The following is a 17167-nucleotide window of genomic DNA, read 5'->3' on the forward strand; positions in this document are numbered from 1 at the left end:
AATGATTACTGAAATTCATTTCCTAAATTCTTTAATGCCTCTGTTATATTTATCAACAGCAATAGTTTACTTTTATGACCTCATATTTGAAGGAAGTAAATTTTATAATTCAAAAAGAGTTTTTTTATTTATTACTGTGTTTATTCACATAATCTATTTATCACTAAGAATTATAAAGTTTCAACATGCTCCAATTACAAACAAATTTGAAATCTTAACACTTATATCGCTTTGTCTTTCCATTTCTTACTTTATCTTGGAACTATTAACTGATTTTAGCCGAACTGGTTTATTACCTATTATATTTTCGTTTCTTTTTCAATTAATCTCTTCAATATTTATTTCAGATCAAATTAATATTCCGGCAATACTTAGCAGCACTGTATTAGGTGCACATGTTATTGGTTCTGTTTTGGGATATTCAAGTATTACTATTGCTACAATCTATAGTATTGTTTATTTATTACAATACTATAATCTGAAAAACAACAAGTTTAGTTTGATATACAGAAAAATGCCAAATTTGGAAGTTCTTGAAAAACTTATTTACAATTCATTTGTTATAGCTTTTATATTCCATTCAATTTCTATTATTGTTGGATTAAGATATGCATATACAGTGCTGCCTAATTTTCAAATATTCGATCCAAAATTTATTATCTCAATGCTGATATGGTTTATTTTTATTGTAGGTATTTCACTGAAAATTTTCAAAAAGTTATTTGGGAAGGGGATAATAAAAATAGTTCTAATTATCTTTTGTTTAATTCTAATCTCTTTATTTATACCAAATAATTTTATGAACAGTTTTCATATTTTTTATTAATTAAAAATAAACAGGATTTTACAAAAAAATAATGATCTAAATATTGATGTTTATGAAATTTTTTTTTTGATTAGTTTAACATTTTCTCTGGATTAAGTTTCCCTATATCAATACATAATCAATTAATTATTTAAATATTTCGAAAAATATTTTTATTTAAGTAAATAATTGAAAAATAGATGGCTTAATAAATAAAAAAATATACGAGTACATTATTCCATTCGTTGTATTACTTGTTTTCTGCCTTATTCAACAGTATTGTTTCCGGCAAATATTATTTCTAAAAAATACAATCAGTATTGGTTAATGGTTTATAACTTAATTGAAAAGATAAAAGAAAACTATTATCAAAAAAAATATAAATTATATAAAGTAACTGTGAAAAATAATCCAATCAAATATTAATCTGATTTATTAAAAATGCTCAAATTGACAAAAGCAGATTTTTAAATTACTTTTATTCATTTTTTCGAGAATTAGAATTCTTTAACATATCCAACATTGTTAAACTACTTATCATGCAATTATTCCAGAATTCAGTAAAACCTTCTACCCAGAAAGTCGGTATCATTCCATCATCTTTTTGAGTGTTAACAAGGCTATTAGCAAGTGCTAGAGCTTTTTCGTAATAAATAATTTCATTAGTTTTTTTATATGCAAGAAAAAAAGTATTTATCATTTGAACAGCACTTGCATCAATTGGAACGTAACAATTATATTGTTCAAGAACTGCTGGTGTATGCCATTGATTTGAGGAATTCGCCCAATTATCATAAATATTTGGATTTTCCCAAACGACAAACTGATCCTCGCAAAAAGCAATTAATTCTTTAGCTAAATTAATGTTTAAGGAATCTTTAAAATTATTTAGAAGATATTGTGCAAACCATGATGCCTCATATTTGGTGAGATTTTGATAAGGTTTAACTGCAGCCACATCTTCAAATTGTCCAGTCCAATTAAAAGTTTTAACCGGATTTTCCCAAATCCAATTAATTGCCTTATCTATTAGCTTTTGATATTGAGAAAGTTTATAATTTTTGACAAATAAATTAAGAAAATCTGTGATTTTGATTGGAACGCAAAGTTCATCAGTAACCGGCTGACCCGTTTTCTTTTCTATTCTAATATTCCATGTTCCGGATGCAAGTTGTGTCATTAAATATGTATCTGCAATACGTTTTGCGGCTTCAAAATATTTCTCGTCCTTTGTTCTTTCGTAAAGTTCAAGAAATGATTTTCCAGTTGCCGCTGGTTCAGTCATAATAATTTCATTCCCAAATTTCCCCGCTGTCAGATTATTTCCTTCATAAACTTGAGGAAAAAATTCCAATGGATTACCTTTTGTTTCGGCGTTTTGAATTAAATAATCTGCTGCTATTTTTGCTATTATTAAAGATGTATCATTTTCGGGAAAATGCTTATTGAACAATAGCATAGCATTTATAACACTTCCTACTTCGAGCGCAGAATAGCAATACAATTTGTGTTCATCGTGGTTTGGTTTGTTTGTAACTAACCACTGTTTTATATGAGATTGGTTGTAAATAAAATGTAATCCTTTTTCAAGTGCAACTTTGAATGGGTATTTTGCTTTTGGATAAGGCGGTGAAAAAGAGGCTGATTTATGAAACAAACGACTTCCAGCAAGCACGTAATCTTTTTCATCATTACTAACAGCTTCAACTTTTAAGTAAACTTCTCCATTTGGTAGGTAGTTCCAAATTGGGGTTAAAGGTTCATAAGGAGTCTGTGCAGTAAAAATATATTCATTCTTATCTTTAAATGAGAATGCAGTATATTTATAATATTTTGGATAAGGTACTATCCAACTCGAATTATTAAAATTAAACGATGGTGCATAAATAAACATTTTTGCTTTTTCATTCCAGAAATGTTGATTATCAAAGCCACCGGGGCGAATAGGCATTAATGATTCTCTTTTACTTTGCTCACCGAACAACTTATGATCTGGTTCCATTTGTGCAAAGGAAACAATTGAAATTATGTAAAATATGAGAATTGTAATTTTATTTATTTTAGTTTTCATAAGTATAAAAATTAATTTTTGAAAAAATAACAAACAAAGACTTTGTTTATTTGCTCAAGTTAACATTTTTTATAAGCCGTTATATCGGATTGGATACTCTAGTTTTTTCTCATTCACAATTAGCTTAAGTTGTGGGTTAATAAAACGAAATATAATTGTTTCAAAGGTTTTTTAGTTCAATGAATAATTAGACGGCAAGCTTGAGTAATTTATTTTTAATGCATAATCAACAAACATATGCATATAAAATCCTTCTTTACTGAAAGTACCGTCTATTCTTAAAATTAGGTTGTTCATAAAAATCTTTAGCCATCACCAGCATTCAAATTAATATCTGGGAGAAAGACTTCAAATGTTTACTTATGCAAGATACGAGTTTCTTAGTCATGAATTGCTGATGAAAAAAATTTTAGTAAAACATTTAAAAATAGATTAATTACTGTAAAAACCATTTGAATGATTTTAACTTATTCACTCCTAAGTGCATTAATAGGATCGAGTAATGATGCTCTATGTGCTGGATAAACTCCGAAGAATAAACCAATTGTCATTGAAAAACCAAATGATAATATAATTGAGGTTAATGAGACGACTATACTCCAGTTAAAAATATGTTTTATTGCAAGTGCAGCAATCACCCCAATTAATATTCCTATTATTCCTCCGCCTATACTTAGAAAAGATGACTCGAATATAAATTGTGTTCTTATATCTTTCCTTCGTGCACCGACTGCCATTCGTAAACCAATCTCGTTCGTTCTTTCTCTAATTGACAAAAGCATAACTGCAAGAATACCTATCCCGCCTACAATTAATGAAACACCGGCAATACTTGCAGTTAATGCAGTAAAAGTATTACTCGTTTCTTTTTGTGCTTCAATCAAATCAACTTGGTTTTGAATTGTAAAGTCATCCGGTTTATTTTTTTTATCTAACTTATGCATCTCATGTAATATTTCCTGAACTGTTGTTACGGTCATTTCCATATTTTCTTGTTTATCAATCTCCAAATAAATGGTGTTTATATAGGTTTGATTAAATACTCTTCTTAATGCAGTTCTTATCGGTATAATTATCTGATCGTCCTGATCTGTTCCGTACATATCAACACCTTTTGATTCAAGCACACCGATTACCGTAAACGGAACTTTGCCAATTCTAATAGTTGAATTAATCGGATCATCATTTCCAAAAATATTTTTAACTACACCTGCGCCGAGTACCGCAACTCTCATTGAAGCTTTGTCTTCCATATCCGTAAAAAAAACGCCCTTATCAATATTAAAGTTTCTCACAGAAGTAAAGTTTGAAGTTGAACCTACAACGGTTGTGTTTGTACTTAAATTGCCAAACTTAACCAACAGCTTGTTAGCTTGAATTGGTGCTGCACCAATAACCGAACTTGCATTTATTTCAATTGCATCAATGTCTTTCAATGTTAAAGTTGTTACATTTCCCCTAAACTGTCTGCCTCCCGTTGTTTTAATTTCTCCGGCATTAACTATAACTAAATTGGTTCCCATAGCCTCAATTTTCGAGACAACTTCCTCTTCTGCTCCGTTTCCTATAGCAATCATTATAATTACAGCGGAAACTCCAACTATAATTCCAAGAAGAGCAAGAATTGTTCTAAGTTTATGAGCGAATAGTGTCTTCTGTGATATTTTTAAACTTCTATAAACTTTCATTTTATTTTATTAAATAAGTCTAGGATCTCAACGCTTCAATTGGATCAAGAGACGATGCTCTTTTTGCCGGCTGCATTCCGGCAATTAATCCAACCAGACTTGAGAATATTATTCCGGTTAGAATTCCTTCCCACGAATAAGAAGCTGGCATATCAGTAATAAGGCTTATAATTTTTGCCCCAATAAAACCTAAAACAATTCCAAGGATTCCGCCAATAAAAGTTACTGTTATGGTTTCTATTAAAAACTGTTTTTGAATGTCTTTACTGCGAGCACCAACTGCTTTACGTAAACCAATTTCGTTTTTTCTTTCACTAACAGAAATCAACATTATGTTTGTTATAACAAATCCACCGGCTATTAGTGAAATTCCCGCTACAAGTACAAGAAACAAATTAAAAGTACCGGAAACTTTTTCTGCAAACTGTGTTACTTCGGTCGGTGTTATTATTCTAAAATCATCTGGTTCACCTTCAGCCAATTTATGACGTTCTCGCAAAATTGATTTAATATCTATTGATGTGTTGCTAATATTTTCGATTGATTCTAGTTCTACTTTTATTCCGGATAAATAATCTATATTTGCAGTTCTTCGCATCAGTGTTTGTAATGGAATCATTATTCTATTATCCATATCGCCGCCGCCCGGACTTGTGCCACGCGGTTGTAATATCCCGATAACTTCAAAAGGTACATCACCAATACGTATTTGTTCACCTATAGGATTTATTTCTCCGAATAATTCTTTTTGTACCGTAGGTGCTATAACACAAACACGTGCACTTCGTGAATCATCTTCATATGAAATAAACCTACCTTCACTAACATCAATATCCCAAACCGAAATATATGAAGGTGTGATTCCCTGGACTGAAGGATTTGAAGACAGCTCTTGATATTTAACGACTGTGCCTGGCATTCGACTGAAGGGTGATAAATCAATAATGTTTGAAACTTGTGAAACGAGAGCTTCTGCATCTGAAAGTTTTAATGTTGTTGTAGGTGCTTCTGATTCATTTCCCATTAATTGAGTTCCGCCACCAGAAAATACCATTATACTTTCAAATCCAAATTTCTTTACTCGTTCCATAACGCGTTCTTCTGCTCCAAGTCCGACCGATATAACCATCGTAATAGCCATTATACCAATAACAATTCCCACCATCATAAAGAAGGTACGCATTTTATTTTTGCTTAAGCCTCTGAAAGCAGTTTTAATTATTCTTTCTGTTTTCATTGTTTCACCTCAGCATTCTTCCCGATTGTTAATAACTCATCCTTTGCTTGACGAATATTTTCATTTTTTTCATCGCTTACGATTTTTCCATCGGTAATTTTTATAATTCTCTCAGCATATTCAGCTATATCCGACTCGTGAGTTACAATTACAATTGTAACACCGGTTTTATTTAATTCCTGGAAAAGATTCATTATCTCATAGCTTGATGTTGTATCAAGATTACCAGTAGGTTCATCAGCAAAAATTATTTCGGGCTCATTAACTAAAGCTCTGGCTATAGCCACTCTTTGTTGCTGTCCGCCCGAAAGTTCACTTGGTTGATGATCTAATCTTTCTCCTAATCCTACCTTAGTTAAAGCAGTCTTAGCAAGATCGGTTAAATTATCTCTATCAGAATATATCAACGGAAGTTCCACATTTTCCAATGCGTTAGTTCTTGGTAATAAATTAAAGGATTGAAAAACAAATCCTATTTTCTTGTTTCTAATCTTAGCAAGAGTTTCATCATCTAATTTATTTATTTCTTCACCATCAAGTAATAATTTTCCTTCAGTTGGTCTATCTAAAAATCCCAAGATGTTCATCAAGGTTGATTTGCCAGACCCGGAAGTTCCCATTATCGCTATAAACTCTCCTTTGTTCATTTTGAGAGTAACATCATTAAGAGCATAAACTGGAACATTATTATTCTTTTGGTAAATCTTTTTTAGGTTAATTGCCTGTACTACTGAATGCATAATTTATAACTCCTGTTTTTTTTTCCTTTCAAATTTTGATCTTAACATCAATTATTAAATATCATCACATGCAAAATTTATTTACAACATTTATAAATATTTAATCCAATAAGACTGAATAATTTTGCGATATTAATTAAATCACTTTGATTTCATATGTCCTGATTTTTTGATAAGATTTGGCTTATCAATCTCATTGAATTTTTCAAGCTGCTTTTTGTTTAATAATTGTTCAATTTGTTTTATCAGCCCATCAATTTTATTCTGTCTTGCAGAACGTTCCTTCATCATTTTTTCTCGCATTGATGGATCGGGCGTTCCCATTGATTGCATATTTGACCGCATTTTGTTCCTTGTCTTATCAGCCTGATCTTTTATATCAATAATGTCATTTATCAACGGCTCAATGGTTTTCTGCTGATCAATATCCAAACTCAGATAACTTTTAACAACATCAAAATTCAGCAAGTCAACTTTTGTGGATTCATTTTGCTGGGCTGAAACCACACTGCTAAAAATCAATGCAATTAAAAACACAGCCATAGTTAATGTTTCTCTTTTCATCTTTTCTCCTCTTTTTTCTAAAATTTTATTTATTAAATAATAACTTTTTCACCTTCACTAACGCCATCCAAAATTTCAACATAACCATTTGAAGAATAACCGGTTTTTACTGTTCGCCTATTCATTTTGTCATTGTTATCAAGAACAGTTACAACTGTTTTACCTTGTTCACGCTTAATAGCATTGTTCGGCACGGTAAGTACATTCTCTTTCTTTTCAAGATAAATTGTAACTGTAACAGTCATTTCTGGTCGTAATATTTTTTCTTTGAAATCAGTTATCTTTAATGTGGAAACATAATTAACAACATTATCTTGGATAATTGCTTTTGGATATATTGCCGTAACAATCCCTTCAAAATCTGTATCGGAATACGTATCAACTGTAAATGTTGCGTTTTGATTTTCTATTATTCTGCCAATATCCGTTTCGTCAACATAAGCCCATACTTCAAGTCTTTCTAAATCAATTATTGTAACAAAAGTTGGAGCAGAAAAACTTGCAGCTACAGTTTCACCTTCTTGGGTTGATACTGAAGCGACAATTCCAGAAATTGGTGCAGTTATCTTTGTGTATTCTAATTGAACTTTGGAGTAATCAAGATTTGCTTGAGCTTGCTCTAATTGAGCTTTGTTTATTTCGAATGTTTTTTCGGCAAGGTCTAATTGATTTTGAGAAATAAAATTTTGTTTAAGTAATGATTTTTGTCTTTCAAAATCAAGCTTAGCATATTCATAATTAGCTTTTGCATTTTGAAGTGATGCAAACGATTGGTTGTATTTTGCTTTTAATTCGGAAGGCTCTAATTCAGCAATAATCTGACCTTTCTTTACTAAATCACCAACATTTGCATACAAGTTTTTTACTAATCCTGAAACACGGGAACCTACGCGAACTTCAGCACCGACCATTGGTTTTATTATCCCGGTTGCTAAAACGCTTGAACCAATATCACGCCTTGTCACAACAGCCGTTTGAAGTTTATCGGATTTCTCATTCGCATTTGAGTAAGATGAACTAACAACAAAATATATAACAATTACTGTTATCAGACTTCCAAATATTATATACCATTTCTTTTTCAATTTAAAATCTCCTCGATATTTTTATTCCCAACTACCCGTTTAAGTGATGCAACAGATATTCCGTAATTGGCAAGGACTTCAATGTAGCTTTCTTCTGCGGTTACAAGATTAGTTTGTGCATCAACCAAAGAAAGCATTGAGCCAACGCCTTCTTTGTATTCGCCTTCGGCAATACGTAAATTTTCCAATGCGTTTTCATAGAAAATTTTTGTATTATTAATAAGTTCTACAGATTCTTTCACACTTAAATATGCGTTCCAAACCTCAAGACTAATTTGATTGCGAAGGGATAAATCTTGCTGCTCTATATTTTTTAATGCTATTTTTTCCTCATCAACCCTCGCTTCACTAGAGAATCCGTTAAAGATTGGGAAATTCAAACTCAAGCCCACAAACGAAATTGCGCGCAAATCGGCAGTGGTTTCTCCGGCATAATTATAATTTGCATCAAGTGAAAGAGTGGGAAAATACTCACTTCTTGCAATTGTCAAATAAGATCGCTGTGCATTCATTTGGCTTTGTATTCTGATTATTTCGGGCCGGTTTTGATATGCAGTCTGGATTAATTCTGAAATGTTTTCTTGTATAGATAAAGAATCGTTCAACTTACCAAATGTTGTTGTTTCAAGATTATCAATAATACTGATTTGATCTGAAGCGGTATTACCAAGCAAAGTATTTAAGCTGCCCTTTACAGTTAACCGAGCATTACGTGAACGGATAAGCGCAAGTTCGGAATTTGAAAACTCTACTTTTGCTTTTAATAAATCCGATTGTGATGCAAGTCCGTTTTTATATCTTGCTTCGGCATAATCCAAATACAACTTAGAACGTTCAATTGCTTTTTCCGTAGTTTTAACAATCCTCTCGGTTTGAAGCAGCTTGTAGTAAGATTCTGTTACACCCAAAATCAAGTCTTCGGTATTGACTGAGTGCTGTGCAATATTAGAATTATAATTTTCTTTAGCAGCTTCAACCGAAGCGGTTGTTTTAAAGCCCTGAAAAATGTTATAACGTGTCGAAAGTCCGGCGCTGAGATTATCATTACTTATAAAGCTGCCGCTTTGATTCTCCGAATAATAACGGTTTGTGGATGTGTTAAAATTTAAGTTTGGGAATAAACCGCCTTTAGATTCTTTTATCTTTAACTGGCTCTCATTTACATTATATAATGAAGATTTTATACCCGGATTATTTTGCAGCGCAATTTGAATGCAATCTTCCAACGAATATTTTTCAACATTGCTTTGAGCGCTTACTACCGATACAAAAAACAACATCAAAAGGATTAATTTCTCAATTAACCTGGCGTTAACAATAGTTTTCAGATTATTATTTGAATACTTGATTTTCATTCACAGTCCTCTTGTTTATCAATCATTCTTCTTAAGCCGGGATTTATATGCTGTCCCGGGAATCGTTCAGAAACAATCCTATAAAATTTTTCTGCTTGTCTCGGAGTTAAAACTTCTTTGAATTTATAAAAATGTTGAACTGTCCATCTCTGTGCTTCTAATTGCCGTTTACTAAACTGTTCTAAAATAGTTTCTATCTTCTGTTTGTCTGGTTCTTGTGTTTGCCAAATTTCACTCAGCATTTCTTTTCGCAGTGAACTGAATTTTGTGTCAAGTGAATCGAGCCTTGAATGAAATTCAGTTCTGATTATTTCGAAATATTGCAATTGTTCTGGAGTTAATTCCAATTCTCTTTTCATCATTTCAAATCTGTTATCTTGCATAACGTTCAAAGACATATCACTTATTGAACTCCACTTTAAATATAAGATAGTTCCTAAGGATGAAAGATTAATCAAGGTTACAATAACAATCAGATAAATTGTAATTTTCATTTTCATTTTTTCATTCCTTTATTATTTGCCGGTGATATAAAAATATCTTTTCCAATGGTGTTCGGCGGTACAGCATCAAAATAACTCATTCCAAATTCATCTTGAATATTTTCTGAATAAACATACGTTTCACTTTGTGTGCTTAATGCACTTCCGAACCTTGAGCCGATGAAAACTGCGAATACAATCACAAAGAATGAAATTGCTGTGTTAAACAACAGTTTAACATTACCAACATTCGTGGATGCTTGAACTTTTTCCATTCTATCTTTTAAATCATACCATAATGCTTGGGAGGGTAACGGCTTTCCCAATGTTTTTTCTTCATTCCAAATTTTGACAAGTTCTTCGAAATGTCTTTTGCAGTCAGTACATTTTTCCAAGTGCTGATCAATCAATATCTTTTCAACTTCGGACAAGTCGCCGTCAATATAAAGAAGAAATTTTTTTTGAATTTTTTGATGTTTCATAATTTTACCTTTTCTAATAAGATAAGACAAATAATAAGCATAAAACTTGCGGTCATTGAAAAATATCTTTATGAGGAATTAGTTTTTTTGCTAGATTTTCTTTTGCACGAAACAGAAGCGATTCAACAGAAGAAAGACTAATTTCCATTATTTTTGCAATTTCCTTATATGTTAATTCTTCATAACGGGATAAAACAATTGCCGTCTTCTGCTTTGCCGGCAGTGTATTTATTGCATCCTGAACAATCTTCTGTAATTCAGATTTTTCTATTTCATCTCTTGGGGTCAAATTATCTGAAGCCATTTCTTGTTCTCCTTTTTCATCTTCCCCAAAATTTAGAGATAAGAAGTTGATCGCTTTTTTCCTTCTTAATTTGTTTAGACAAGTATTTACGGTTATCTGGTAAATCCAAGTTGAGAGTTTGGAATCTTCACGAAAAGAATTAATCGAATTAAAAACCATTATAAAAACATCTTGTGTAACATCTTCGGCTTCCTCTTTATTGCCTATCATACGAAAGCCAACGCTATAAACCATACGGGAATATTGGTCATATACATATTTGTATATAAACTCATCATCGTTTTTAAGATGTTGAACTATTTGTTTTTCTTCCATTAAAAATTAAATCTTAGCTCGGTCAAATTTATTTATTCATTTTAAATATTTCGTTCATCTTATTTTCAGTAGATAAAAATATAATTAATAATTTTAACGTAAGTAATTAGTCACAATTATAGTTTTTAAAATTTTGCCGTAAATCCAAGAATAGGTGTAATTCCAAAATCATAACGCGGTGTTGTTGTTATCGTTCCATCAGATTCTGCTTTAAATGAGTAGGAACTAACATTATCTCTGTTATACACATTCCATAAATCGAGGTAAACAGAAAACGACCAGTTCTCAAATACAAATTGTTTATCAATGCGAAGATCCAATTTATGGTAATCGGGGTAACGATCGGAATTTTTCTCTCCTTCTACTAAATAAAAAGAATTATTTCTTTCGCTTACTCCTATAACCGGAGTGTACGGATTGCCGGAAGCATATTGAAACTTTGTTCCAATCTGCCAGCCGGAGCCAATTTCAAGTCCAAAAATTAAATTTATGATATGCGGTCTGTCATATTCAAAATCGTACAACGACGTTGATTCATAATCCCGTCTTTTGGAAATTGAATATGAATAGGAAGCGCTTCCGACAAAACCATCAGTAAATTTCTTTTGAAGTGAGAATTCAATTCCTTGTGCATAACCACTTCCGGTATTGATTAAAAGGTTTGTACTATCTGGGTCAACAACAAGGTTTGAGAGTTCTTTATGATAAACTTCGATACTCGCTTTTGTATCGTAACCCAATCGTTGTTCAATTCCGGCTATATAATGTGTGGCATAACTGCTATTCAACAAAAGATTCCGTTCATCTGGCGCTATTTGATAGCTTGCCGGTGATTGATAATATTTTCCCCACGCAAGATTGAATGTGGTTTTATCGTTTACATTATATGATAAAGAAATACGCGGGCTAAAATTATTTTCTGATGTGAGTTCAAAATAATCGTAACGCAATCCAGCTGTAATAATTAGCGGATCAATAATTCTAAATGATGATTGTAAAAATAAAGCTCCTTTTGTAGTTGCGTCGGGTAGATATAATATTGTATTTGCTGGAGTAATTGTACCATTTCGAAGAGTATCTTCCGGGCTCCAAGATTCGTTGCGTGAATTTACTACTTTAAATTGTCCGCCTAACTTCAAATTAATATTTGGAGATAACCGATAGTTGATTTCAGATTTGAGACTAAACTCATCTTCCCGTATATCTTCACCCATTATTGTTGGATCCACTTCGGTTCCTTGCAAAGTATTCCAACCATTACTTGTGTAAGATGCAGTAACTAATGAAAAAGCTTTTTCAGAAATGAGTGAACGCCAGTTTACACCTATAGCTACCCCATAATCATTGCGGGTCAAATAATCGTATCTATTCCATGTTACATTTTCCTCTTTTGTTGATCCGGTTTTCTCAATCTGATCTAAATAATAAAATCCAACGAGACTGATTCTATTTTTATTATTTAAATCGTAGGTAACTTTTCCAACTGCATCATAATAGCTTGGTGCAGCTGGTTTATTGAGTGTGGACGTAATCAAATCGAAAAAGCCGCGTCGTAAAGAAAATACCATATTACTGTTCTCTATTAATGGTCCGTCTAACATAACACCGAAACCGGCAATATTTAAGTTAGCATCCGTATTAAAAACTTCTTTATTTCCTTCACGCAAACTCATATCAAAAACAGAAGACATTTTATCTCCATATTTAGTTGGGAAACCACCTGTCAAAAAATCAACTTTTTGTAACAGCGCCGGATTAACAATACTGATAATACCCATAGATTCACCGGTTCGGGCAAAGTGTATTGGGTTATAAACTTCTATATTGTCAAGTAGAGTTAAATTTTCATCTGGACTGCCTCCCCTTACAATAAGTTGTGCACTTTTTGCACCTGCTGTTGCAACTCCCGGCAGAGACTGCATTACTCTAAAAATATCCTCTGCCGAACCCGGCGATCTTCTGATTTCTTCCGGTGAAAGGGTTCTAAAACTTACCGGATTTTCATCCGGTTTGGAAAAATAATCCGCGGAAACTTTAACTTCTTCTAATTCCATAGCGGTGGTATGAAGTTCAAAATTTACGGAATGATTTCGATTTGGATTTATTGTTACTTCAGTATATGCAGACGATTCATATCCAATCATTGAGGCTTTTAAGTTATAACTTCCGGTTGCTACATTTTTTATAACGTAATATCCATTCTCATCGCAAGCAGATCCGATATTTGTTCCCTCAATAATAATATTAGCACCGGGAAGAGGTTGCTTCGTAACTGCGTCTCTTACTTCACCCGAAATTATTCCTGTATTAGTTTGGCTGACTATCTCAGTCGTAAGGAATAGAAATACTAAAATCGTTACTACTATTAAGTTTTTGGCGTTGGCAAATGATTTTTTGTACAATAAATAAACTCCTTCTTTGGTTCATAATTCATTTGACACACCTAGTGGTTAAAACTTGCTGACTATTTTACTTTTGGAATTAAAAATAATGATAGAGTTTTCCGAACTAATTATTTTAAAAAGCATGATCAACGAACATCAGCATATAAAATACTTCTTTACTATATGTATCATCAATTCGTAGAATCATATTTTCCATAAAAATACTTATTTAACATTTTTAGAATATTATTTTCCAAACACATCTTCCTTTTTAAGTACTTTTAATTTTGGTTTCTCAATTTTCATGAATTTTATTTTTTGCTGCTCTGTTAATCGATCTTCAATTTCATCAACTAAATCTTCAATTCGTGACTCACGATTATCATGTCCTCGTTTCACTCCAATTTTTTCAAAGAAACCAGGTACATCACCATTTTTTACACGCAGTTTTATAGTGGAAATTACGTTTTCATCTTTTTCTATTATTGTTTCAATTAGTTTAATCTTTTGACTAACATCTTCAAATTGTTTTTGATTCAATATTAAATAATCTTTTACTTTTTCCGCATCAAGCAGCGAAATGTTGTTTTGTGCTAAAATTGATTTTGAAAATATCAATCCTAAAATGAACAAGACTATTTGTGTTTTCATTATAATTCCATTTATTTATTTTACATTGATTATTTTAAGTAAATCTTTGTTAATAGACTAGTTTTCCAAGTAACTATTGTAATTAACAACCATACAGCAAATCTGATTCCCATTGCTTTCACACTGTGTGTAGCCACAGAAGCATTTGAAATTAACATCGAGATTACAACAATAAATACTAATAAATGTAAGGCCGTTACAATTACTGAATTTTTAAGAGACCTCATGTTATTCATCCAAATTAACGCGCTGACATACAAACCCACTATAGCCATAATTACATTATAAAATAGTAGCGGAGTAAATACTAGATAATCTTTTTGGGTCAAACCAAGGAGAACTTGCGTGCCTTCAACTATAGTTAGAATACTAAATATTAAAGCTGTTATTGAAGCAAATTTTCTAAAGATATTCTTATTCACCTTATCCTCGTTATTTTTGTAATTAAATTATTTGTTTGATGTAAAATCTTAATGCAGAATTAGAATCATTCGTATTGGGAAAATCTTTATAATCTCCAAACCTCTCATACATTAAAAATTCAATTCCAATTGAACTATTTTTAATTAAATTATAATTAAAACCGGTATTTAATAAACCGATAAACTCTTCGCTTTCTGCTCCGCTTAATGTATGAATCCAATTTCGCTTATAGTTAATGTATAACGATGAATTATCCTCAAATTTTAAGCTTATACCTAACTTACCGCTCATACCCGGACCAAGATTATAATCTTTATCAACTTCATTTGCGTAAGCCGAGTTTGTTGCTCCCATTATAATAATTGAAAGTCCTAAATAATTCTGCAAACTTAAATCTGGTGAAAGTTTTGTTGTATTAACCAATTGAGATGAAATACTTGTTGAGGAAAATTTATATACATCGTTATAAAAAATATCAATCTCTTTATAAACTCCGAAAATATTATTTGAAACATCAAACAAATTTAATTTTGAGTCTGTAATTACACCGCTTGCACTTATTGCCAAAATATCGCTACCGTTTCTAAAATTTGCTTCTGTTTGTAAGGTGAAATAATCAAAAGGATTTTTGTGATTCTTAACATCAAATTGTTTTCCATAATCTAAGTTGCCGCGCAATGAAAGATATTGTTCATTCTCATCAATGTTTTTATTTATAAATACATTATGTGTTCCAACAGCAAAAGTAAAATGTAGTTTCTCATTCTTTTTTTTATTTCCAACTTTCCACATATCCCCTCGTATTAGTCGGTTAAATCCATTCATTGGATTTATAATCGTAGATGAAATTTCTCTTAAAACTCTTTCGGCACCAATAGTACTTTCATCAATAATTAAATTCGCAATTCTATTTGATATTTCGCCAAGAGTAATTCCGCTTATAGAAGTATTGGCAAGATCGTTGTATGAAGGCAGTTCTTTTTCCATAAACATTTCCCACATTAAACTTCCGCTAATTGCGTAAGGAATTGATTCCCAAAAACTCAATCCGTTTGATCTTGCAGTATTAAAATAATTTGCTCCATGAAATGGATGCATAAATTGATTCATTAAAAATCTGTCATTATCCCAAACAAAACCGGTTTTAAAATTATTCTTTACGGAATTCCAGCTAATATCAGCAAAACCTCTTTGTGTAATATATTTGCTATACGACCAAACAGTTAAATTTAGTCCGACTACTTCGATTGCCGGCAGCAGATAATTTTTTTCAGATTCATTTTCCATTTCGATTGAATTATAAACATCATATTGATTAGCTTGAGAAATACTAGACGGAAGTACATTATAATTAATTTGTGCGGTTAAACTGCTTGACAATATTATAAACACAACAATAAATTTATATAACTGATTACTGTGCATTTCTGTCATTTCCCATTTTTATTAGTCAACTTTTTTACTAAATCTATTTGCACTTAAAAGTAATATTGATATTCCCATTCCAAAAAGAATTAATGTTTCTAACCAAAGCGATGAAAATCCAATTCCCTTTAACACTACTCCTCGTATTATCGTAATAAAATATCTTAACGGAATTGCGTAGGTGATATATTGAAAAAACTTTGGCATATTTTCAATTGGAAATGCAAATCCGGATAAGTAAATCATTGGCATCATCAACGCAAATACAGATGCCATCATTGCTTGCTGCTGTGTTTTAGAAACTGTGGATATAAATAATCCGATACCAAGATTAGATAATATAAAAAGTAATGCCGCAACAAGTAGAAGTAAAACATTGCCTCTTACTGCTATTCCAAACCATTGTGTCATAATTATCATTACAATTACAAGAATTACAAATCCAATTAATGTAAAGGGAATTAGTTTGCCGAGTAATAATTGATATTTTTTTATTGGTGTTACAATTATTTGTTCCATTGTTCCGATTTCTCTTTCTCTAACAATTGCCATAGACATTAAAGATATTGTTGAAATCATTAAAACTAATCCCAATATTCCAGGTACCATAAAAACTCTTGACTTCATTTCGGGATTATACCATACTCTTACTTCGGGAATTAAAGAACCGCTGAGTGAAATTTTCATTCCTAATTTATCTTTTGTTTCTGTTATAAGATTTTGTGAAAATTTTGTCGATACACCTTGAATATAACCAAGTGCAGTCGATGCTTTACTTGCATCCGAACCTTCGAATATTGTTTGAAGCTGAGTTGTTTCACGACGATTAATTTTATTTTCAAAATCTTTTGGGATTACAATTGTAACAAGAGTTTTGCCTTCATTTAGCAGTTTAGTAATTTCATCGTAGTTCTTAGCATAAAAATCAATTTGAAAGTAACCAGTCTCAACAATTTTTTCTATAAAATTTCTGCTTGTTTCTGTTTTATCCATATCATAAATAGTAGTGTGTACAATATTTACATCCATATTTGCTGCATAGCCAAGAAATATTAACTGCAGTATGGGAGCCATAAAAATTATGGCTAGCATTTTTTTATCTCTCTTAACCTGCAAAAGTTCTTTAATTATAAAATGATATATCGTTTTCATATTA

The 17167-nt window shown here is 31.5% G+C and carries 16 protein-coding genes; 1 reads left to right on the forward strand and 15 read right to left on the reverse strand.

The genetic code is table 11. The annotated features are described in order from the left end of the window. The first annotated feature begins 1 nt into the window (after position 1). A complete protein-coding gene (gene ccsA, locus IPH62_11745) occupies positions 2-826 on the forward strand; it encodes a cytochrome c biogenesis protein CcsA (GenBank protein ID MBK7105946.1) in 825 nt (274 codons plus the stop codon). A 457-nt stretch (positions 827-1283) separates the two neighbouring features. Here ccsA and IPH62_11750 read toward each other — a convergent pair whose 3' ends face one another. From IPH62_11750 to IPH62_11820, 15 genes are all read right to left on the reverse strand, one after another. Then, positions 1284-2876: a hypothetical protein gene (locus IPH62_11750; GenBank protein MBK7105947.1), complete on the reverse strand. Its 1593-nt coding sequence runs from the start codon at positions 2874-2876 to the stop codon at positions 1284-1286. Positions 2877-3343: 467 nt separating this feature from the next. Continuing rightward, a complete protein-coding gene (locus IPH62_11755) occupies positions 3344-4564 on the reverse strand; it encodes an ABC transporter permease (protein MBK7105948.1) in 1221 nt (406 codons plus the stop codon). Positions 4565-4583: 19 nt separating this feature from the next. After that, positions 4584-5801: an ABC transporter permease gene (locus tag IPH62_11760; GenBank protein ID MBK7105949.1), complete on the reverse strand. Its 1218-nt coding sequence runs from the start codon at positions 5799-5801 to the stop codon at positions 4584-4586. Then, positions 5798-6541, reverse strand: a complete 744-nt coding sequence (locus tag IPH62_11765; GenBank protein MBK7105950.1) for an ABC transporter ATP-binding protein — start codon at positions 6539-6541, stop codon at positions 5798-5800. Before IPH62_11765 ends, IPH62_11760 begins: the two co-directional genes overlap by 4 nt. Positions 6542-6682: 141 nt before the next feature. Continuing rightward, the gene (locus IPH62_11770; GenBank protein MBK7105951.1) at positions 6683-7105 is read right to left on the reverse strand and encodes a hypothetical protein; all 423 of its coding nucleotides are present in this window, start codon (positions 7103-7105) and stop codon (positions 6683-6685) included. A gap of 32 nt (positions 7106-7137) precedes the next feature. Next, positions 7138-8190: an efflux RND transporter periplasmic adaptor subunit gene (locus IPH62_11775; GenBank protein ID MBK7105952.1), complete on the reverse strand. Its 1053-nt coding sequence runs from the start codon at positions 8188-8190 to the stop codon at positions 7138-7140. After that, positions 8187-9545: a TolC family protein gene (locus tag IPH62_11780; protein ID MBK7105953.1), complete on the reverse strand. Its 1359-nt coding sequence runs from the start codon at positions 9543-9545 to the stop codon at positions 8187-8189. Before IPH62_11780 ends, IPH62_11775 begins: the two co-directional genes overlap by 4 nt. Then, positions 9542-10045 (reverse strand): periplasmic heavy metal sensor, encoded by a 504-nt coding sequence (locus tag IPH62_11785; protein ID MBK7105954.1) that lies wholly within the window; start codon positions 10043-10045, stop codon positions 9542-9544. Before IPH62_11785 ends, IPH62_11780 begins: the two co-directional genes overlap by 4 nt. Further along, positions 10042-10509 carry a zf-HC2 domain-containing protein gene (locus IPH62_11790; GenBank protein MBK7105955.1) on the reverse strand — a complete coding sequence of 156 codons (468 nt, stop codon included), beginning with the start codon at positions 10507-10509 and terminating at the stop codon, positions 10042-10044. Before IPH62_11790 ends, IPH62_11785 begins: the two co-directional genes overlap by 4 nt. A 52-nt stretch (positions 10510-10561) precedes the next feature. Next, positions 10562-11128: a sigma-70 family RNA polymerase sigma factor gene (locus IPH62_11795; protein ID MBK7105956.1), complete on the reverse strand. Its 567-nt coding sequence runs from the start codon at positions 11126-11128 to the stop codon at positions 10562-10564. 125 nt (positions 11129-11253) lie between these two features. Next, the gene (locus IPH62_11800; protein ID MBK7105957.1) at positions 11254-13530 is read right to left on the reverse strand and encodes a TonB-dependent receptor; all 2277 of its coding nucleotides are present in this window, start codon (positions 13528-13530) and stop codon (positions 11254-11256) included. Between the two features lie 228 nt (positions 13531-13758). After that, positions 13759-14163: a hypothetical protein gene (locus tag IPH62_11805; protein ID MBK7105958.1), complete on the reverse strand. Its 405-nt coding sequence runs from the start codon at positions 14161-14163 to the stop codon at positions 13759-13761. 29 nt (positions 14164-14192) lie between these two features. Next, positions 14193-14390 carry a hypothetical protein gene (locus IPH62_11810; GenBank protein MBK7105959.1) on the reverse strand — a complete coding sequence of 66 codons (198 nt, stop codon included), beginning with the start codon at positions 14388-14390 and terminating at the stop codon, positions 14193-14195. Between the two features lie 217 nt (positions 14391-14607). Then, on the reverse strand, positions 14608-16020 hold the full coding sequence (locus IPH62_11815; protein ID MBK7105960.1) for a DUF3943 domain-containing protein: 1413 nt from the start codon (positions 16018-16020) through the stop codon (positions 14608-14610). A 12-nt stretch (positions 16021-16032) separates the two neighbouring features. Beyond that, entirely contained in the window at positions 16033-17163 is a 1131-nt protein-coding gene (locus IPH62_11820; protein MBK7105961.1) for an ABC transporter permease, read from the reverse strand. Positions 17164-17167: the final 4 nt, after the last annotated feature.

The organism is Ignavibacteriota bacterium (assembly GCA_016708125.1).
Taxonomy (GTDB): Bacteria; Bacteroidota; Ignavibacteria; order Ignavibacteriales; family Melioribacteraceae.

Excerpts from the sequence above, each read along its gene's own strand:
- IPH62_11750 (MBK7105947.1), bottom strand. The coding sequence starts at position 2,876 with ATGAAAACTAAAATAAATAAAATTACAATTCTCATATTTTACATAATT.
- IPH62_11815 (MBK7105960.1), bottom strand. The coding sequence starts at position 16,020 with ATGACAGAAATGCACAGTAATCAGTTATATAAATTTATTGTTGTGTTT.
- IPH62_11810 (MBK7105959.1), bottom strand. The coding sequence starts at position 14,390 with ATGAGGTCTCTTAAAAATTCAGTAATTGTAACGGCCTTACATTTATTA.
- IPH62_11795 (MBK7105956.1), bottom strand. The coding sequence starts at position 11,128 with ATGGAAGAAAAACAAATAGTTCAACATCTTAAAAACGATGATGAGTTT.
- IPH62_11770 (MBK7105951.1), bottom strand. The coding sequence starts at position 7,105 with ATGAAAAGAGAAACATTAACTATGGCTGTGTTTTTAATTGCATTGATT.
- IPH62_11805 (MBK7105958.1), bottom strand. The coding sequence starts at position 14,163 with ATGAAAACACAAATAGTCTTGTTCATTTTAGGATTGATATTTTCAAAA.
- IPH62_11760 (MBK7105949.1), bottom strand. The coding sequence starts at position 5,801 with ATGAAAACAGAAAGAATAATTAAAACTGCTTTCAGAGGCTTAAGCAAA.
- IPH62_11765 (MBK7105950.1), bottom strand. The coding sequence starts at position 6,541 with ATGCATTCAGTAGTACAGGCAATTAACCTAAAAAAGATTTACCAAAAG.
- IPH62_11785 (MBK7105954.1), bottom strand. The coding sequence starts at position 10,045 with ATGAAAATGAAAATTACAATTTATCTGATTGTTATTGTAACCTTGATT.
- IPH62_11790 (MBK7105955.1), bottom strand. The coding sequence starts at position 10,509 with ATGAAACATCAAAAAATTCAAAAAAAATTTCTTCTTTATATTGACGGC.
- IPH62_11780 (MBK7105953.1), bottom strand. The coding sequence starts at position 9,545 with ATGAAAATCAAGTATTCAAATAATAATCTGAAAACTATTGTTAACGCC.
- IPH62_11755 (MBK7105948.1), bottom strand. The coding sequence starts at position 4,564 with ATGAAAGTTTATAGAAGTTTAAAAATATCACAGAAGACACTATTCGCT.
- IPH62_11820 (MBK7105961.1), bottom strand. The coding sequence starts at position 17,163 with ATGAAAACGATATATCATTTTATAATTAAAGAACTTTTGCAGGTTAAG.
- ccsA (MBK7105946.1), top strand. The coding sequence starts at position 2 with ATGATTACTGAAATTCATTTCCTAAATTCTTTAATGCCTCTGTTATAT.